Origin of the sequence: Burkholderia sp. SIMBA_062 (assembly GCF_046534765.1) — a bacterium.
GTDB lineage: Bacteria > Pseudomonadota > Gammaproteobacteria > Burkholderiales > Burkholderiaceae > Burkholderia > Burkholderia ambifaria.
In genome coordinates this window covers 264,850-279,610 of sequence record NZ_JAWRYD010000006.1, presented here as the reverse complement: position 1 = coordinate 279,610, position 14,761 = coordinate 264,850, and the positions used below count along the sequence as shown (strand labels likewise).

At 63.9% G+C, this 14,761-nt stretch carries 16 protein-coding genes and 1 tRNA gene; 7 read left to right on the top strand and 10 right to left on the bottom strand.

The genetic code is table 11. The features are described 5' to 3' along the window. Positions 1-514 precede the first annotated feature (514 nt). Both SB786_RS09220 and SB786_RS09215 read right to left on the bottom strand, forming a co-directional pair. Entirely contained in the window at positions 515-1,045 is a 531-nt protein-coding gene (locus SB786_RS09220; RefSeq protein ID WP_410727187.1) for a cytochrome b, read from the bottom strand. Then, positions 1,045-2,136, bottom strand: a complete 1,092-nt coding sequence (locus tag SB786_RS09215) for a catalase family peroxidase (RefSeq protein WP_410727186.1) — start codon at positions 2,134-2,136, stop codon at positions 1,045-1,047. The genes SB786_RS09220 and SB786_RS09215 overlap by 1 nt, the downstream gene beginning before the upstream one ends. A 156-nt stretch (positions 2,137-2,292) precedes the next feature. Here SB786_RS09215 and SB786_RS09210 point away from each other — a divergent pair, with 156 nt between their 5' ends. Beyond that, positions 2,293-2,811: a sigma-70 family RNA polymerase sigma factor gene (locus tag SB786_RS09210; RefSeq protein WP_105830786.1), complete on the top strand. Its 519-nt coding sequence runs from the start codon at positions 2,293-2,295 to the stop codon at positions 2,809-2,811. Continuing rightward, positions 2,808-3,569 (top strand): anti-sigma factor family protein, encoded by a 762-nt coding sequence (locus SB786_RS09205; RefSeq protein WP_410727185.1) that lies wholly within the window; start codon positions 2,808-2,810, stop codon positions 3,567-3,569. The genes SB786_RS09210 and SB786_RS09205 overlap by 4 nt, the downstream gene beginning before the upstream one ends. 563 nt (positions 3,570-4,132) lie before the next feature. On the opposite strand, the gene SB786_RS09200 is transcribed toward SB786_RS09205, so the two are convergent. The 6 genes from SB786_RS09200 to SB786_RS09175 all read right to left on the bottom strand — a co-directional run bounded on the left by SB786_RS09200 (position 4,133) and on the right by SB786_RS09175 (position 9,212). Beyond that, complete coding sequence (locus SB786_RS09200; protein ID WP_410727184.1) at positions 4,133-4,423, bottom strand: hypothetical protein; 291 nt, start codon at positions 4,421-4,423, stop codon at positions 4,133-4,135. 129 nt (positions 4,424-4,552) lie between these two features. Continuing rightward, the gene (locus tag SB786_RS09195; RefSeq protein WP_410727183.1) at positions 4,553-5,002 is read right to left on the bottom strand and encodes a hypothetical protein; all 450 of its coding nucleotides are present in this window, start codon (positions 5,000-5,002) and stop codon (positions 4,553-4,555) included. A gap of 429 nt (positions 5,003-5,431) precedes the next feature. Continuing rightward, positions 5,432-5,770: an EamA family transporter gene (locus tag SB786_RS09190; RefSeq protein WP_006750400.1), complete on the bottom strand. Its 339-nt coding sequence runs from the start codon at positions 5,768-5,770 to the stop codon at positions 5,432-5,434. Further along, positions 5,767-6,585, bottom strand: coding sequence for a methyltransferase domain-containing protein (locus tag SB786_RS09185; protein ID WP_410727182.1), 819 nt, complete (start codon positions 6,583-6,585; stop codon positions 5,767-5,769). The genes SB786_RS09190 and SB786_RS09185 overlap by 4 nt, the downstream gene beginning before the upstream one ends. Before the next feature lie 49 nt (positions 6,586-6,634). Continuing rightward, entirely contained in the window at positions 6,635-8,206 is a 1,572-nt protein-coding gene (locus tag SB786_RS09180) for a hypothetical protein (protein WP_410727181.1), read from the bottom strand. 70 nt (positions 8,207-8,276) lie between these two features. Next, positions 8,277-9,212 carry a glycosyltransferase family 2 protein gene (locus tag SB786_RS09175; protein WP_410727180.1) on the bottom strand — a complete coding sequence of 312 codons (936 nt, stop codon included), beginning with the start codon at positions 9,210-9,212 and terminating at the stop codon, positions 8,277-8,279. Positions 9,213-9,565: 353 nt separating this feature from the next. Here SB786_RS09175 and SB786_RS09170 point away from each other — a divergent pair. Further along, positions 9,566-9,642 (top strand) — tRNA-Val (locus tag SB786_RS09170). 212 nt (positions 9,643-9,854) lie between these two features. Here the strand turns inward: SB786_RS09170 and SB786_RS09165 are convergent. Next, the gene (locus tag SB786_RS09165) at positions 9,855-10,736 is read right to left on the bottom strand and encodes a sigma-70 family RNA polymerase sigma factor (RefSeq protein ID WP_410727179.1); all 882 of its coding nucleotides are present in this window, start codon (positions 10,734-10,736) and stop codon (positions 9,855-9,857) included. Continuing rightward, the gene (locus SB786_RS09160; protein WP_124663878.1) at positions 10,736-11,212 is read right to left on the bottom strand and encodes a carboxymuconolactone decarboxylase family protein; all 477 of its coding nucleotides are present in this window, start codon (positions 11,210-11,212) and stop codon (positions 10,736-10,738) included. Before SB786_RS09160 ends, SB786_RS09165 begins: the two co-directional genes overlap by 1 nt. Before the next feature lie 33 nt (positions 11,213-11,245). Between SB786_RS09160 and SB786_RS09155 the strand changes: the two genes are divergently transcribed. From SB786_RS09155 to SB786_RS09140, 4 genes are all read left to right on the top strand, one after another. Beyond that, positions 11,246-11,440 carry a hypothetical protein gene (locus SB786_RS09155; protein WP_410727178.1) on the top strand — a complete coding sequence of 65 codons (195 nt, stop codon included), beginning with the start codon at positions 11,246-11,248 and terminating at the stop codon, positions 11,438-11,440. Between the two features lie 347 nt (positions 11,441-11,787). Further along, positions 11,788-13,017 (top strand): ergothioneine biosynthesis protein EgtB, encoded by a 1,230-nt coding sequence (gene egtB, locus SB786_RS09150; protein WP_410727177.1) that lies wholly within the window; start codon positions 11,788-11,790, stop codon positions 13,015-13,017. Next, on the top strand, positions 13,001-14,014 hold the full coding sequence (gene egtD / locus SB786_RS09145; protein WP_410727176.1) for an L-histidine N(alpha)-methyltransferase: 1,014 nt from the start codon (positions 13,001-13,003) through the stop codon (positions 14,012-14,014). The genes egtB and egtD overlap by 17 nt, the downstream gene beginning before the upstream one ends. Before the next feature lie 280 nt (positions 14,015-14,294). Then, positions 14,295-14,597, top strand: coding sequence for a hypothetical protein (locus tag SB786_RS09140; RefSeq protein ID WP_006757424.1), 303 nt, complete (start codon positions 14,295-14,297; stop codon positions 14,595-14,597). Positions 14,598-14,761 lie beyond the last annotated feature (164 nt).

Here is a 14,761-nt window from a genome sequence, read left to right as displayed (position 1 = left end):
AATCACTTCATAAACCTGACTTACTTTAGTGTGAGACTCTTGATACTTTCGCTATCTGATCCGAGGATCAGCTCGCTGCCATCAAGCGCCCACACTTATCGGCTGTTAATTTTTAAAGAGCATTTCTGCGAGAAACCTTCTGTTTCTCAGCAGCGCTGCGTTTTCAGCAGCAGAGAAGCGAGATTATGAGGTGTTTTTTTCAACTCGTCAACAACTTATTTAACTAATTCGTTGCGACGGTTGGGATTCAACTCAATGTGCGCCGAGATCGCTAAAACCAATCTCAATAGCACCGCTTCCCTTCTTTCTTCCCGCGCCGTGTTTCCGTTAGCGCGAAAGAGGCGTGATTCTATGCACCCGCCCTCGTCTCTGCAACCCTTTTGTGAAAATTTTTTTACAAGCGGTGCCGCGGGCCCGTTGAGCCGCCCCCGATCCTTATAGAAGCGACTCGGCAGAAGCTGCCTCGGTAGCCCGTGAACAGCCTCGCCGCATGCAACGCGCCATCCTCCGTCGTTCAGCGCCCCACCATCGCCCTCACCACTCCATCCCTCCGGATCAACCCGTGATACAGCGCAGCCGCAAAGTGCGCGACGAACGTAGCGAAGAACAGGTAAGCCAGCAGCCGATGCGCGACCCGGAGCCAGGCAAACGCCACCGGATCCGCCGAAACCAGTGCCGGCAACTGCACACCGCCGCCCAGCGTCACCGGATACCCGCCAGCCGACAGCATCGCCCAGCCGATCAGCGGCATCGCGACCATGAGCGTATACAGCACGAGATGCGACCCATGCGCGGCCACCTTCTGCCAGACGGGCAGATCCGCGGGCAACGCCGGCGGCTTCGACACGAAGCGCACCACGATCCGCACACAAACCAGTACCAGCACCGCAACCCCCAGCGGCTTATGCAAAGCCACCAGGAAATCATGCCGCCCGGAAACGGACGCCACCATTCCCACCCCGATAAACAGCATCGTGAGAATCATCGCGGCCATCACCCAATGCAGCACCCTCGCCGGCAAGCTAAACGTCGTCGTCGCCTTCATCACCGTCCCTCCGCACTCAACCGCGCCGCGCCGGCCACGCTGGCCTCTTCACTCGTCCTGCGCAGATACGAATCCGCATACGCCGCCGACCGCGCCGCCAGCAACGGATCCCCCGATACCTGAATCCCCTGCGGCAACACCGTCGGGTCGTAATTCACATCGCGGCACGGCCCGCTGTCCTGCGGCTCCACGCGATCGAGCACGAGCGTGCCTGCGTCGATCGTCGTGCGCTGCGCGGGCCAGACCTTCGTCGCGTCGTCCACCGGATCGCCGGGCGCCGCCAGCGTGACCAGCAGCTTCCACTTCTGCGCACCGTCCGCGATGCGACGCGTCAGGTCCTGCTGCAACACGTTCGGATCCGCGGCCGTCGCGACGTCGCCGGCGCCGGCCGTCTGCTCCGGTACGACGCGCCACCGCACCGCCTGACGCTTGCCCGCTGCGTCGACGAAGTAGAACGCGTTCAGCCCGTAATAACTTTCGGTGACGTAGCTCGCGCTCGGCTTCGCACCCTTCACCCACTCGCGGAATGCAGCCGTCTCCGGATGCGCGCCGAAAAACGCCTTCACCTTCGCCGGATCGGGCTTGCCCGTGGCCGGATCCGGCCGGGTCGCGAGCAACTGCGCGTAGAACGCCTTCGGCGTCGCCACCGGAAACACGGGCATCGCGTTCATCCCGGTCCGCCATTGCTGGCCGTCCGGCGCGGTGAGTTTCAGCGCAAGGCTGCGGATCGGCACGCTGCTGTCGGGCGCATACGGATTCCCGCCGGGCAGCGCGAACCGCCCGACCACCGGTGTGCGCACCGCCTTGAAGAACGGCGCGACCGAATATGCGCTCGCGGCGCCGTTGCTTTCGAAGTAACCGGTCACGCACACGCCCTTCGCGTGATTGCGCCGGAAACCCGGATGCGCGCCGCCGCCGGCCGTCTGCAGCGCGTCGACGATTCGGTGCGGGGTCAGCCGCGTCGGCGCGAGCCAGCCGCCGACATACCCGAACGCCACGGTCACGCCGGCCACCGCGCCGCCGATCACGGCCCAGCGCCACCACCCGCGCCCGGGTTCGCGCGGCGGCGAAGAAGAGGAAGATTGCTTCATGGATGCACTCCCGATCGTCAGATCATTGTCGAACAGGCATAGGACGCCGCACGCGCCGCTTTATTCCATGAAGAAATTTTTCGTATGCTGACGGAATAAGCGGCGCCGACCGGCGTCCTACGCGCAATCTCCACGCTTATCGGCTAGCGCCCGGCCATGCCCCCAAACGCCCCCGACGACGACGCGTTGCGCGAACTCATCCCCAGGCTGCGACGCTTCGCGCTCTGGCTGGCGCGCGACGTTCATGCGGCAGACGATCTCGTCCAGTCGACGCTCGAGCGCGCGCTGTCGCGCTGGACGAGCCGCCGCGACGACGCGTCGCTGCGCAGCTGGCTCTTCACGATCCTTTACCGGCAGTTTCTCGACGGCAAGCGCAGCGCGAAGCGTTACGCGTGGATGCTCGGCCGCATTCGCGACGACGACGAGCTGCACTGGCCGTCCGCCGAACGCGAGGTCGCCGCGCGTGCGACGCTCGAAGCGTTCGGCCGCCTGTCCGACGAGCAGCGCAGCCTGCTGCTGCTCGTCGCGGTCGAGGGCTTCACGTATCAGGAAGTCGCCGACCTGCTCGACGTGCCGATCGGCACCGTGATGTCGCGACTCTCCCGCGCGCGTCAGGCGCTGCGCCAGCTCAGCGACGGCGAGCTTCCCGCTCCTTCTCTCCGGTTGATGAAATGAACGACCTCCGTCCCGACGAACACGATCTCCAGGCCTATGTCGACGGCCAGCTCGACGACAATGCGCGTGCCGCGGTCGAGCGATATCTCGCGCTGCATCCGGAGAGTGCGGAACAGGTGAAGCGCTGGCAGCAGGACGCGCAGCGGTTGCGGGCCGCGCTCGAGAGTGTGCGGATGCCGGGCGAGAATCCTGAACTCGATCCGGCGGCGATTCGTGCGCGGCGTGCGGAGCGCTCGCGGATGCGGTTCGCGATCGCGGCTTCGTTCGTGTTCTGTATCGGGCTCGGGACGTTCGGCGGGTGGCAGGCGCGCGGGTGGAACGCGCCGCCGCCGATCGCGCCGATGAGCGATGCGCTCGAGGCTTATCGGATGATGGTGGTCGACCAGGTCGCGAAGGTGGATTTCCGGCCGACGAGTGCGGGCGATTTGCAGGGGTGGCTCACCAGACGCGTGGGCGCTTCGGCGAAGCTGCCGGATTTGAGTGCGGCGGGGTTCAGGCCGGTTGGGGGGCGGTTGTTTACGACGGACAGCGGGGCCACGGCCGCGATGGTGCTCTATGAGGACAATGCCGGGCGGACGCTCAGCTTCTATCTCCGGCCAGCGGAATCGAAACATCGGCTGCTGCCGGCCGGGCAACGCGTGGATGGGTCATTGCTAGCGCGGTATGGGTCGGTGAACGGGATTAACTTTGCGGTGGTCGGGCCGGCGGTCAATCTGGGCGAACAAGCCGTTGTGCGGGCGCTCGATCGGCAGATTTGACTGGTACGATGCGCGGCTTCGCAGGCCCGGCATTGCTGATGCGCCGTCTGACCATCTGATTATGCGGGCGGCCAATCATCGGTGCGCTTACTCCCCATTCGAGCGCACAGAGTTTGGAGTCGATTCGGCGTCGGTTATCCACATCCAGGGCTGCTGCGTTCGATTGCGCTCATCGATGCGGCGCACAGAGTTTCGAGTAAATTTGCCGGCGGGATATCCACACCCTGACCGTTACAGCGATCAATTGTCCGCCTGTTGATCGAGTCAATTCTTCAAAACGCTCGAAGCCATGTCACAAGGGCCTCGTGGCGCGATGAAATCATCCGTCTACGGAGCGCTCACCCTTTCGTCGCACAGCATTTTGATTGATTCTGGTGCGGAATTATCAACAATCTTTTCAACATAAGGCGGGGCTCGAACAAGCGAACACGTCGAGTCTGCGCGTAGCGTGACGCGCGCCACGCACACCGGCCGCGAGTGTGCCACCGCGTTTTCGATCTGGTTTGCGGCGTTTGTCCGCATCCATTGCCTGGCTCACACGATCTGATGGTCCTGTATATACGTCAGTAGTTCGGTAGCTTCGTCCGCCCCGCCACCAACAAATGTCCGTGCCGCTCGCAGAAACACTCGTCGTGCCATCCGTAATGCGGATCGGTGCAGACCGAGTGCCGCACATGCGGCGGCAACGTGAGTGCGTGCAGATGGAGACCGTCACGCAATGCCGCGAACACGCAGCCCTTCGTCGGCCAGTCGGCACGTACGGGAAACTCCGGCAAAACATTGCCAAGCCGCAACTCGCCACGAACGATCGCATCGAGGTCTTCGCACAACCGTGCCGACTGCATGAATGTCATGATCGATTCACTCTGCTTACATCCGTTCGATCACGCAGTGACTGGTACCGTGCCACGCGATCGAACAATATTGCCCTTGGGTATTACCGATCTCGCGGTAACTCGACGAGCGCTTATTGGCCGGCGTGTTTATTGAAGGTGCACTTCGCCAAACCGCACCTCCAAACTCAAATCCCCTTGCCTGGGATCGTAGCGAAACTCCGCCACGCCCCATGAACACGGCTCGAGTCGCGCTTCTGTGGGATGCGCGCTCACCACAGCCAGTCCCGACGCCTTCGCGATCGACCGAACGATCTTCGACTCTGTGATGCTCGCGTTGAAGAAGCGAATCGCATCGAACAGGATCGTCACGCTCGTCAGGCGCGCTTCGACCATGTCGATCAGGCATTCGCCCGTATGTCCCCCGAAGGTGATCTTCTGCGATATGCGATAGCGCACCGCACCGTTCTCCAACCGCTCCACCGGCGAACACAAGCGCCGGACGCCTTCGCTCAATCGCTCGTCATCGCCGACCTCGATACGCACGCGGTCGGCGTGGACCACGCCGCTTTGCCAGTCAACCCGGATCGCCAATGTCATGTCGACAACTCGTCGCATCGTGAATGCCCGCGATTCTACAGACCTGACCGTTCTCACATTGACTGCAGGCCTCACAGCCCGCCGATTTGGTTGTCCTGCTCGCTGCACGCAGTGCATCGCCTGCCCGGATCACAGTCGCCGGACTGTGCTTATCCAATGGTGTTAACAGAGTTCGTATACATACGTAGTGATAGTTAACAAGCACGCGGCCTCACAGTGGATAACCACCGTAACGTCCTGAATTTTCAGCGCTAAGCGGAATGCATAACCATAGGCAATGCACACTCGAAGCTCTGTGCAGCACAGAACAACTTTTCGTCGATTCACAGCCGCGCCGACATATCCTCAATCGTTCCACTGTGAATCCAGAGGCTTGCCGGATGGTTATCCATAGAGCGCTGTGGATAAGTTGCGCCGCAATTCCGCCCTCTATCGAACCACGGCGATCAGGTACAGGCCGCCGAGGATCATCGCGACGCCGCCCCATTGCGCATACGACACGCGCTCGCTGAAGAACACGATTCCGGCCAGAAAGACGAGCACGAACGTGAGTGCGGTAAACGGATAGACGACCGTGAGCCCGGCCTTGCTCAACGCGAAGATCCAGAGCACCGTGCCCGCGCCGTAGCAGAGCAACCCGAGCGCGACCCACGCATTGATGAATTCAGCTAACGCGTGGCGTCCGTCGGCGCCGAGCTTGAACGCGATCTGACCGGTTGCCGCGAGGAATACGCCAGCCAGAATGAGAACGTAGACGGAGAGTTTCACCTGTCTCCCTCGTTGCGCTTTAATCGGTTTGCGACCATGCGGCTCTTCAAGATGGCGATCCAGGTCTTCGCGCGCACCGGCAGCCAGCGCAGCACGAACTTGCGGGCCTTGTAGCCGCGCGGCGATACGTCCGGCACGCCCGAACGGCGGTCGATGCGGTGTTGTCTGATGGCGTCCGGCAGCCGCTCCACTTCGTCGGCGGCAACGAAAAAGAGGAGGTTGTAGCGGTACCACGGCTCGATGCGCGTATCCGCCGCAATCAGCGGCCGTACGAAATCGAACAGCTGGTAGCCGTGGCGTGCGAACAGGTCGCGCCAGAATTCGTAGCGCTGCTCGTTGATGTGGTTTTCGCCGCCCTGGCCGGGCACGGCGGCAGAAAACAGCACGTGTTTGCCATGCCGGACGAGATTGTCGACGAGTACCTCGCTGGATGCCTTCGGTACGTGCTCGCCGACTTCAAGGCACTGGACGAGATCGAACGCTCGCCCGAGATCGAAGCGCTTCGAGATATCGGCCGGCACGAAGCGGGCGGGGTCGAACATCAGCACCGAACGATCCACATAGTCGCCATCGATGCCGGTGAAGTCCTGCACGCCGAACTCGCGATGCACACTGAGCCATGCTCCGGCGCCGCAACCGACGTCGAGAATGCTCGCCGGTCTCAGCACTGCATTGACGCTTGGCAGTACGCCGCGCGCGGACCGTACCGATCCTTCGCGCTGGTACCGGTAGAACGTCTCGTCATACGGCCGCGGCGCGTCGTCCGCTATGAATCCAGGTGACATCGCAATCTCCCGATGGCGCGATCGGTGCATGTCGCGTGGCGCGATGCAACGCAACGCACCTCATGTGACGGCAGTGCAATCAATCGCTCCGACAAGCCTGCTTCTCATACACCGACCATTCGCCCGCTGTCTTCACGCGCACGACGCGACAGTCCGGATTGGCGAAAAACGCGTCCGGCAGCGGTGTCTCGGCACGGACGAAAAAATACCGGTACAAGCGCCCCTGGTGCCGCTGCCAGTTGAAATGCCGGTATAGCGGCAACGGCGAGACGTCGGACGGCCCGACGCCGGGCAACTGGTCGAGCCGAAAACGGACGATCTGCGGCGGGAACCGCGCGGCATTGAAATCGACGAATCCGCCGTGCTCGGCCTGATACCAGACCGGAAAGTTCTCGTAGACAAACGGGTTGTCCGCGGCCACGCTCTCCCGGTCGACGATGATCCCGAGGCCGCGCTGCGCCGGTTCGATCGCGTTGGCGACCACGTCGAAATCTGCGCTCTCGTGGGCGAAGCGCACCGCACGCACGCCTTGCTGCGCGACGAAGCCGGCGCAGATCCCGGCAAGGATCAGTTGCGTCGTCAGCACGAGCCACGGCGTACCCGCTCGACCCGATTCGGCCCGCACGGGCGCCCGGAACATCAATGCATAGAACGGCAACAGGAACAGCGCGAAGCGCGGAAACAGGAAGAACGTGTTGATCGCGAACAGCGGCACACCGAACCAGACGAGGGTCACAACGAGCGCCGGTACATAGGCGGTGACGTGTCGGTTTGCCTTCGACGCCATCAGGAATGGTGCGGCGACGATCAGCAGAAAGGCCAGCAGTGAACCGTTGTCGGCGGTGATACCCCACGGATAGAACACGGCGGCAAGTATTCGGGCCAGTGGATTGATGGTCCAGATCACGGTGAACGGATACATCCGCGCCAGATCGACGTCACGATGCAACAGCGCGTACAGCACCGTGACAAGCACGAGCACCGCATACGGCCACGCGGCGAGCAATGCGCGCGAAAACGTGCGGGGCCGGCGCACGAGCAGGAATAATCCGCCGATCGCGTTCGCGAACACGAAGATGAGCCCGTGCGAGAAAAACAGCGCAAGATTCACGAGCGCGAGCACGACGCCGCGGCGAAAGGTTTGCCGCTCGGCATAGTCGAGCGCGAGCGCGAGGAAGACCATCGCGACCGGCGTGGCGACGAGGTACGAATAAAGGCCGAATTCATACGCGAAGCCGAAGAACCCGGGCACGCACAGCCAGTCGAGGCGTGGGTCCGTACCGAGACGCCGGCGCAGCGCGACGTACGCGGCGACGAAACCGTAGAACGACAGCGTCAGCATGACCTTGAATGCGGCAGTGACAGGCATTACGAACGACAGTGCGGCCGCCGCGCCATAGCCGAGCAGGTAGGGCGTAAACAGATTGATCCGCAGCAATGGCGCCCATGGCGACTGGCCGCGCAGCATGTCGTGCAGCGTGGCGACCTGCGCCGCATGTTGCGGAAGATCGACCATCGGCGGGTGCGGCGCGAGCCAGAACAGCAGCCCGGCCGCCGCGACCGTCGCAATGAACAACGCGCGCAACGCGCGATCGGCTGCGCGATACGGCCACGCGCGCGGCAGGCGGCCGCTTACCGTGCTGTCATCCATTGCACGAGCCCCCGCGTGAGACCGCCGCCGGCCTCGTGCCGGATCGTTGCGCTACAGGACCGATTGCCCGTCATAGCGTCTTCTCGACGATGAAACGCGGGCGTTGCTTCGTCTCCGAATAGATCTTGGCGACATAGCCGCCGATCACGCCGAGGAACAGCAACTGCAGGCCGCCGAGAAAGTACATCGGGATCACGGTGGACGCCCAACCGGGCACCGAGCGGTCGGTGAAGAGCCGGATCGACAGCGCCCAGACGCCGCACACGGTCGAGGCCAGCGCAAGCATGGCGCCAACGTACGCGCTCCATTGCAGCGGCTTCGTCGAAAACGACGCGACGCCGTCCGACGCGAGCAGGATCATCCTCGCCAACGGATATTTGCTCTCGCCGGCGAAGCGCGGTTGCCGGTCGTAGTGGACGATCGCGGTACGGAAGCCCAGCAGCGGCACGATGCCGCGCAGGAACAGATTGACCTCGCGGAAGCCGCGCAACTCCTCGATCGCCCGGCGGCTCATCAGGCGGAAGTCCGCGTGATCCGGCAAGATATCGACGCCGAAGCGGCGCAGCAGCCGGTAGTAGCCGCGCGCGCTGACGCGCTTGAAGAAGCCATCGCTGTCGCGCCGCTGCCGCACGCCGAATACGATCTCGGCGCCGGAGCGGTATTCGCCCAGCATGCGCGGGATTGCGTCGAGGTCGTCCTGGAGATCGGCGTCGAGACTGATCAGCACGTCGCCGTTCACTTTCATGAGACCGGCCAGCAACGCATTCTGGTGTCCGTGGTTACGCGACAGCTTGAGACCATGGATACGCGGATCGGCGGCATGGAAGCCTTCGATGAGCGACCAGGTCCGGTCGTGCGAACCGTCGTCGACGAACGTCACACCGCTTGCGCCGTCAATGATGCCGTCGCGGCTAAGCCGGTCAAGCAGGATCGTGAGCCGGTGTACGGTTTCCGGCAACACGGCTTCTTCGTTGAAGCAGGGAATCACGAGATTGAGCGCGACCATACCCACCCCGATATCGTTACGCGTACGTTGCGATCTACGTCGTCACGAGGCGCTACTGATCCGTGCATTGTGGCGGGCGGTTCGTGCATCACGCGCGCCTGTTCCCCGTGACCGGAACGGGCCGGTTCCTGCTCTTGATTGTCGTTCGCAACCCCGGCCCCGGATTCGCGACGAATCCATTATGACGGAACGAGCTCCGGCTCGGTGAGGCGTCGCAGTGAGGATGAACCCGGATGCGATTGCGGTTTGCCTCGAGCGCCGGACAATCCCCCAAAGCGTCATCCCCGTTTCAAAAAATTTTCCCGAAGGGGCTTGTGCTCCTCCAAAACCCTCTCTATAATTCGCGGCTTCTTAGGCTCGTAGCTCAGTTGGTTAGAGCACCACCTTGACATGGTGGGGGTCGTTGGTTCGAATCCAATCGAGCCTACCAACGAACAAAATGAAGGGGTCCGGCAGCGCGAATTGCCTACAGGCAATCCGGCTCGCCAAACATACAAACGCCACGCGGCAACTTCGCGTGGCGTTTTTCTTTTTGCGGCCGAAACTGCGCATGCATGTGCAAGATGCATCGTGCGATCCACGCGCCACAAGAGCAGGGCAATCGACAAGGCAAGCCGGCGCAACGCGCCCACCCGCGCACCCTCAATGCAGATGCTTCAATTTGTCAGGATTGCGCACGACATAGATCGCGACGATCTTCCCATCGTCGATCTCGAGCGCGGTCGTCTGCAACTCGCCGTCGGCCTCCAGCGTGACGAACCCCGGCAGCCCGTTGATGAACCCCGCACGCACGAGTTTCGATGCATGCGTGGTGAACAGCTCGGCCAGGTATTCGTGCACCTTCATCACACGTTCGAAGCCGAACACCGGCTTGCCCGCGGCCGTGCGCTTGCCGCCGCCGTCCGAATGCAGGCTCACGTCCTCGGCGAGCATCGCGCCGAGCGCGCGCATGTCGCCGCTGCGGGACGCCGCGAAGAACGCCTCGGCAAGCTCGATCCCGCGCTGCTTCTCGACATGGAACCGCGGCCGCGCCTCGCGCACATGCGTGCGTGCACGCGCGGCAAGCTGCCGGCATGCGGCCGGCTCGCGCTGGATCGTCGTCGCAATCTCGTCGAACTCGAGGCCGAACACGTCGTGCAGCAGGAACGCCGCGCGCTCCAGCGGCGACAGCCGTTCGAGCGCGAGCATCAGCGGCAGCGTGACGTCCTCCTGTTCATCTTCTTCGACGACCGGCTCGGGCAGCCACGGGCCAATATAGGTCTCACGCTGGTGCCGCGCGGACTTCAGCTGATCGAGGCACATGCGCATCACCATGCGGCGCAGGAACGCCTCGGGCACGCGCACCTCGGTGCGATCGACGTCCATCCAGTGGATGAACGCCTCCTGCACCACGTCCTCGGCGTCCGCGACGGAACCGAGCATCCGGTACGCGACGCGAATCAGCGTGCGACGCAGCGGGTCGAAGCTCGCCGCTGCATCGGCCCGGTCTTCGGCACTGCCCGTGGCCGGATCGACGCTCGTCATCAGGCCACCATCTTCGCGGCCGCGGCCTTCGCTTCGGCGGGATCGACCCACAGCCCGAAGCCGACGGCAAGCCGGTTCCAGCCGTTGATCACGTTGATCATCAGCGTGAGTTTCACCTGTTCCTCCTGGCTGAAGTGGTCGTTCAGCGCCGCATACGCGGCTTCGTGCGCGCCGTGGCCCTCCGACAGCCGCGTGAGCGCGTCGGTCCAGCCGAGCGCCGCGCGTTCGCGGTCGGTGTAGCAGGGCGCTTCGCGCCAGGCGGCCAGCAGGTTGATGCGCTGCTCGGTCTCGCCTTGCTCGCGCGCCTCGACGGTGTGCATGTTAAGGCAGTTCGCACACGCGTTGATCTGCGATGCGCGGATCTTGACCAGCTCGATCAGCGTCGGCTCAAGGCTCCCGGCAGCAGCGACCGACACGGTCATCCAGCTCTTCATCAGCGCGGGGGCGGCGGCAAACGGATTGAGTTTCGCAGTCATGGTTCCTTCTCCTTTCGTGTGGGTTCCGGTGATATGACGAGCGAGCACCCCGCGCGTGTGACATCGACGCAAAAATTTTTCAAAGACCGGGCGCTTGCGGAGTTCGAACGTGGCGCCGATGCCCGCGACACCCGCGCGCGGATCGGCATCCGACATCGCCCGCATGACGCCGTTGCTCCAGCGAAGCTGCGCCATCGAGCTTTCATCCGCGCCGCATGGCTGTCATGAGGCGTCGGTAGCGCGCATGCGCAGGCATGCACATTGCGTTAGAGTGGCCGAGCCCCGTGATGACGGGCGTTGACGGTTCGTCATGCCGCCGAGCCGGACGGGGCAAATGCTTTCATTTTTCTTTCGCCTTTGTTTCGCCCGAAATCCGATTCGCGACGTTCACATTTCTGGCCCATACTTGTTCTGCACGGGCAGAAGAAGTGATGCCGCATCAGCGGCCCGGCGCGCGCGCCGGCTGCCCGACGACGCAGCAATGAAGGTCGCACGTCAGCCGCGCGCATTCGAGCGCAAGGCTTTCCTTTTTCCGGCAACGCAACGCAGCGAATCGCGACGTGAACGGTAAACCGATGAGCCTCCTTGCATCCCAGCTTCAGCGCCGTTACGAGGACGTGCGCGCCCATAGCATCGCGTTGACCGCGACGCTATCCGCCGAAGACCAGGCCGTGCAGTCGATGCCCGACGCGAGTCCGGTGAAATGGCATCTCGCGCATACGACATGGTTCTTCGAAACCGTCGTGCTGATGCGCCGCGTGCCCGGCTACGCGCCGTTCGACGCGGCCTTCCAGTTCCTCTTCAATTCCTATTACGAAGCGCTCGGTCCGCGCCATCCGCGGCCGCAGCGCGGGCTGCTCACGCGTCCGTCGCTCGATGACGTGCATGCATACCGGCAGTACGTCGACAAAGCGATGCTGCGTGCGCTCGATGATGCCGATCCGGCGTTGCTCGCCGCGATCGCACCCGAGATCGAGCTGGGCCTGCATCACGAGCAGCAGCATCAGGAACTGATCGTCACGGACATGCTGCATGCGTTCTCGTGCAACCCGCTCAAGCCTGCCTTCCGGCCGCGCAACGCTGCTGCCACGCACGCCGCGCTGGCCGCGGGCGACGCCGGCCCGTTGCGCTGGCTGCATCAGCCGGGCGGGCTCGTCGAGATCGGTCACGACGGCGACGCGTTCTCGTTCGACAACGAACGGCCGCGCCATACGGCGCTCGTGCGACCGTGCGAGATCGCGAACCGTCTCGTGACGAATGCGGAATTCGCGGCCTTCATCGCTGACGGCGGCTACGAACGCCCCGAATACTGGCTGTCCGACGGCTGGGCAACGGTGCAGCGGGAAGGGTGGTCGGCGCCCCCGTACTGGATTCCCGACGACGACGGCGATGCAAAGGCCGTACATGCATGGCGCGCGTTCGGCCTGCATGGCGTGGAGCCGCTCGCGCCCGATGCGCCCGTCTGTCATGTGAGCTTTTACGAAGCGGCCGCCTACGCGGAATGGGCCGGCGCACGCTTGCCGACCGAGTTCGAATGGGAAGCCGCGTTCGGCACGGACGGCATGCAGCAGATGCTCGGGCACGTTTGGCAGTGGACGCGTTCGTCCTACGAGCCGTACCCGGGCTTTCGGCCGCTCGCCGGCGTGGCTGCCGAATACAACGGCAAGTTCATGGTCGGCCAGCAGGTCCTGCGTGGCAGCAGCATCGCGACGCCGCCGGGGCACGAACGGCCGACGTACCGCAATTTCTTTCCGCCGGCCGCGCGCTGGCAATTCACGGGGGTGCGACTTGCGCGAGACGTCTGATCTGACGGCCACGAGCGGTGGCCTGCAACCCGCCCGCGATTCGCGGCCGAGCGCGTTCGAGCGCGACCTGATCGACGGACTGTCGCGCACGCCGCGCAGCATTTCGCCGAAATACTTCTACGATGCGGCCGGCTCCGCGCTGTTCGACCGCATCTGCGAGCTCCCCGAGTACTACCCGACGCGTACCGAGCTCGGCATCCTGCGCGATCGCGCGGCGGAAATCGTGCGGCGCGTCGGCCCGCATGCGGACATCGTCGAATTCGGCGCGGGTTCGCTCGAGAAGATTCGCGTGCTGCTCGATGCATGCGCGGACAACTACGCGAACGCGCCGGCGCGCTACGTGCCGATCGACATCTCGGCCGACTACCTGCACGACGCCGCGGCGCGGCTGCGTGCCGCGTATCCGTGGCTCGACGTCGCGCCGATCGCGGCCGACTACACGAAGGCCGAACAACTGGCCGAGCTGACCGAAACGCCGCGCCGTCGCATCGGCTTCTTCCCAGGCTCGACGATCGGCAACTTCTCGCCGGAGGAAGCCGACGCGTTCCTGCGCGACGCCGCGCGGCTGTTGCGCGGCGGCGGCCTGCTGGTCGGCGCGGATCTCGTGAAGGACGAACGCACGCTGCACGACGCGTACAACGACGCGCAGGGCGTGACCGCGCAGTTCAACCTGAACCTGCTCGCCCGCGCGAATGCGGAACTCGGCGCGAACTTCGATCTCGACGCGTTCTCGCACTGCGCGTTCTACGATCGCGAGCGGCAGCGCATCGAGATGCATCTCGTCAGCGATATCGCGCAGACGGTGCACGTGCGCGGCCATGCGTTCCGCTTCGACGCCGGCGAGCGCATCCACACGGAGAACTCGCACAAGTTCACGATCGACGGCTTCCATGCGATCGCACGGCGTGCGGGCTTCGAGCCCGACACAGTGTGGACCGACGCGGACAACCTGTTCAGCGTGCACTGGCTGCGCAGCGTTGACGATATCCGCGCTTGACGTCGTTGGGTCGTTGCGGACCGCTCGCACGGCGTGCCGGCGGTGCGCGTGCTGCCCGCGTCGCCGCCACGCGAACCGGCAAAAATTCCCGCCTTCACCGATTCGACGCGCCTTTGCAACGGCGTGTCGAATCACGCGTCATTCTTGTTCCGTAAGGCTCCGCGGCCATCCGTAATCGCCCGTTACCGCTCTCGCAGACCGGTTTCACCTGTGTCGGCGCAGGGTGCCTAGACTCCGAACCGTATTCACATGAAGCACGACACGTGCAGGGAGTCGCGAGATGAGCAAGAAACTTATTCTCGGTGCAGTTCTCGGTGTAGCGGCGCTGGCAGCTTCGGGCGTCGCATCGGCCCACGTCGACCTGTCGGTCGGTATCGGCGTGCCGGGCGCCTATGCGGCGCCAGCGCCGGTCTATGTGGCGCCGCCGCCGCCGGTCGTGTACGCGCCGGTGGGTTACCGTGACGACGACTGGCGTGCGCGCGAATGGCGCGAACACGAATGGCGCCGCCGTGAATGGCGTGAGCACGAGTGGCGTGAGCGCCGCTGGCATGACCGCGACGGCTGGCGCGGCGGCTGGAACTGAACCCGCCAACCGGTTCACGAGAGCCCGATCACGACGACACGAGGAGCTGATCGCATGACGCCCGTTTGATGACGGCCGGCCGCATGGTTCGCCCATGCGGCCGACACCGGGCCACTGATGTGACGAATGGGCGCCGCGCGTATCGTTACGATCATTTACAACGT

Coding starts and splice junctions, on each gene's coding strand:
- SB786_RS09220 (WP_410727187.1), bottom strand. CDS start 1,045: ATGAAGGCGACGACGACGTTTAGCTTGCCGGCGAGGGTGCTGCATTGG.
- SB786_RS09215 (WP_410727186.1), bottom strand. CDS start 2,136: ATGAAGCAATCTTCCTCTTCTTCGCCGCCGCGCGAACCCGGGCGCGGG.
- SB786_RS09210 (WP_105830786.1), top strand. CDS start 2,293: ATGCCCCCAAACGCCCCCGACGACGACGCGTTGCGCGAACTCATCCCC.
- SB786_RS09205 (WP_410727185.1), top strand. CDS start 2,808: ATGAACGACCTCCGTCCCGACGAACACGATCTCCAGGCCTATGTCGAC.
- SB786_RS09200 (WP_410727184.1), bottom strand. CDS start 4,423: ATGACATTCATGCAGTCGGCACGGTTGTGCGAAGACCTCGATGCGATC.
- SB786_RS09195 (WP_410727183.1), bottom strand. CDS start 5,002: ATGACATTGGCGATCCGGGTTGACTGGCAAAGCGGCGTGGTCCACGCC.
- SB786_RS09185 (WP_410727182.1), bottom strand. CDS start 6,585: ATGCACCGATCGCGCCATCGGGAGATTGCGATGTCACCTGGATTCATA.
- SB786_RS09180 (WP_410727181.1), bottom strand. CDS start 8,206: ATGGATGACAGCACGGTAAGCGGCCGCCTGCCGCGCGCGTGGCCGTAT.
- SB786_RS09175 (WP_410727180.1), bottom strand. CDS start 9,212: ATGGTCGCGCTCAATCTCGTGATTCCCTGCTTCAACGAAGAAGCCGTG.
- SB786_RS09165 (WP_410727179.1), bottom strand. CDS start 10,736: ATGACGAGCGTCGATCCGGCCACGGGCAGTGCCGAAGACCGGGCCGAT.
- SB786_RS09160 (WP_124663878.1), bottom strand. CDS start 11,212: ATGACTGCGAAACTCAATCCGTTTGCCGCCGCCCCCGCGCTGATGAAG.
- SB786_RS09155 (WP_410727178.1), top strand. CDS start 11,246: ATGACGAGCGAGCACCCCGCGCGTGTGACATCGACGCAAAAATTTTTC.
- egtB (WP_410727177.1), top strand. CDS start 11,788: ATGAGCCTCCTTGCATCCCAGCTTCAGCGCCGTTACGAGGACGTGCGC.
- SB786_RS09140 (WP_006757424.1), top strand. CDS start 14,295: ATGAGCAAGAAACTTATTCTCGGTGCAGTTCTCGGTGTAGCGGCGCTG.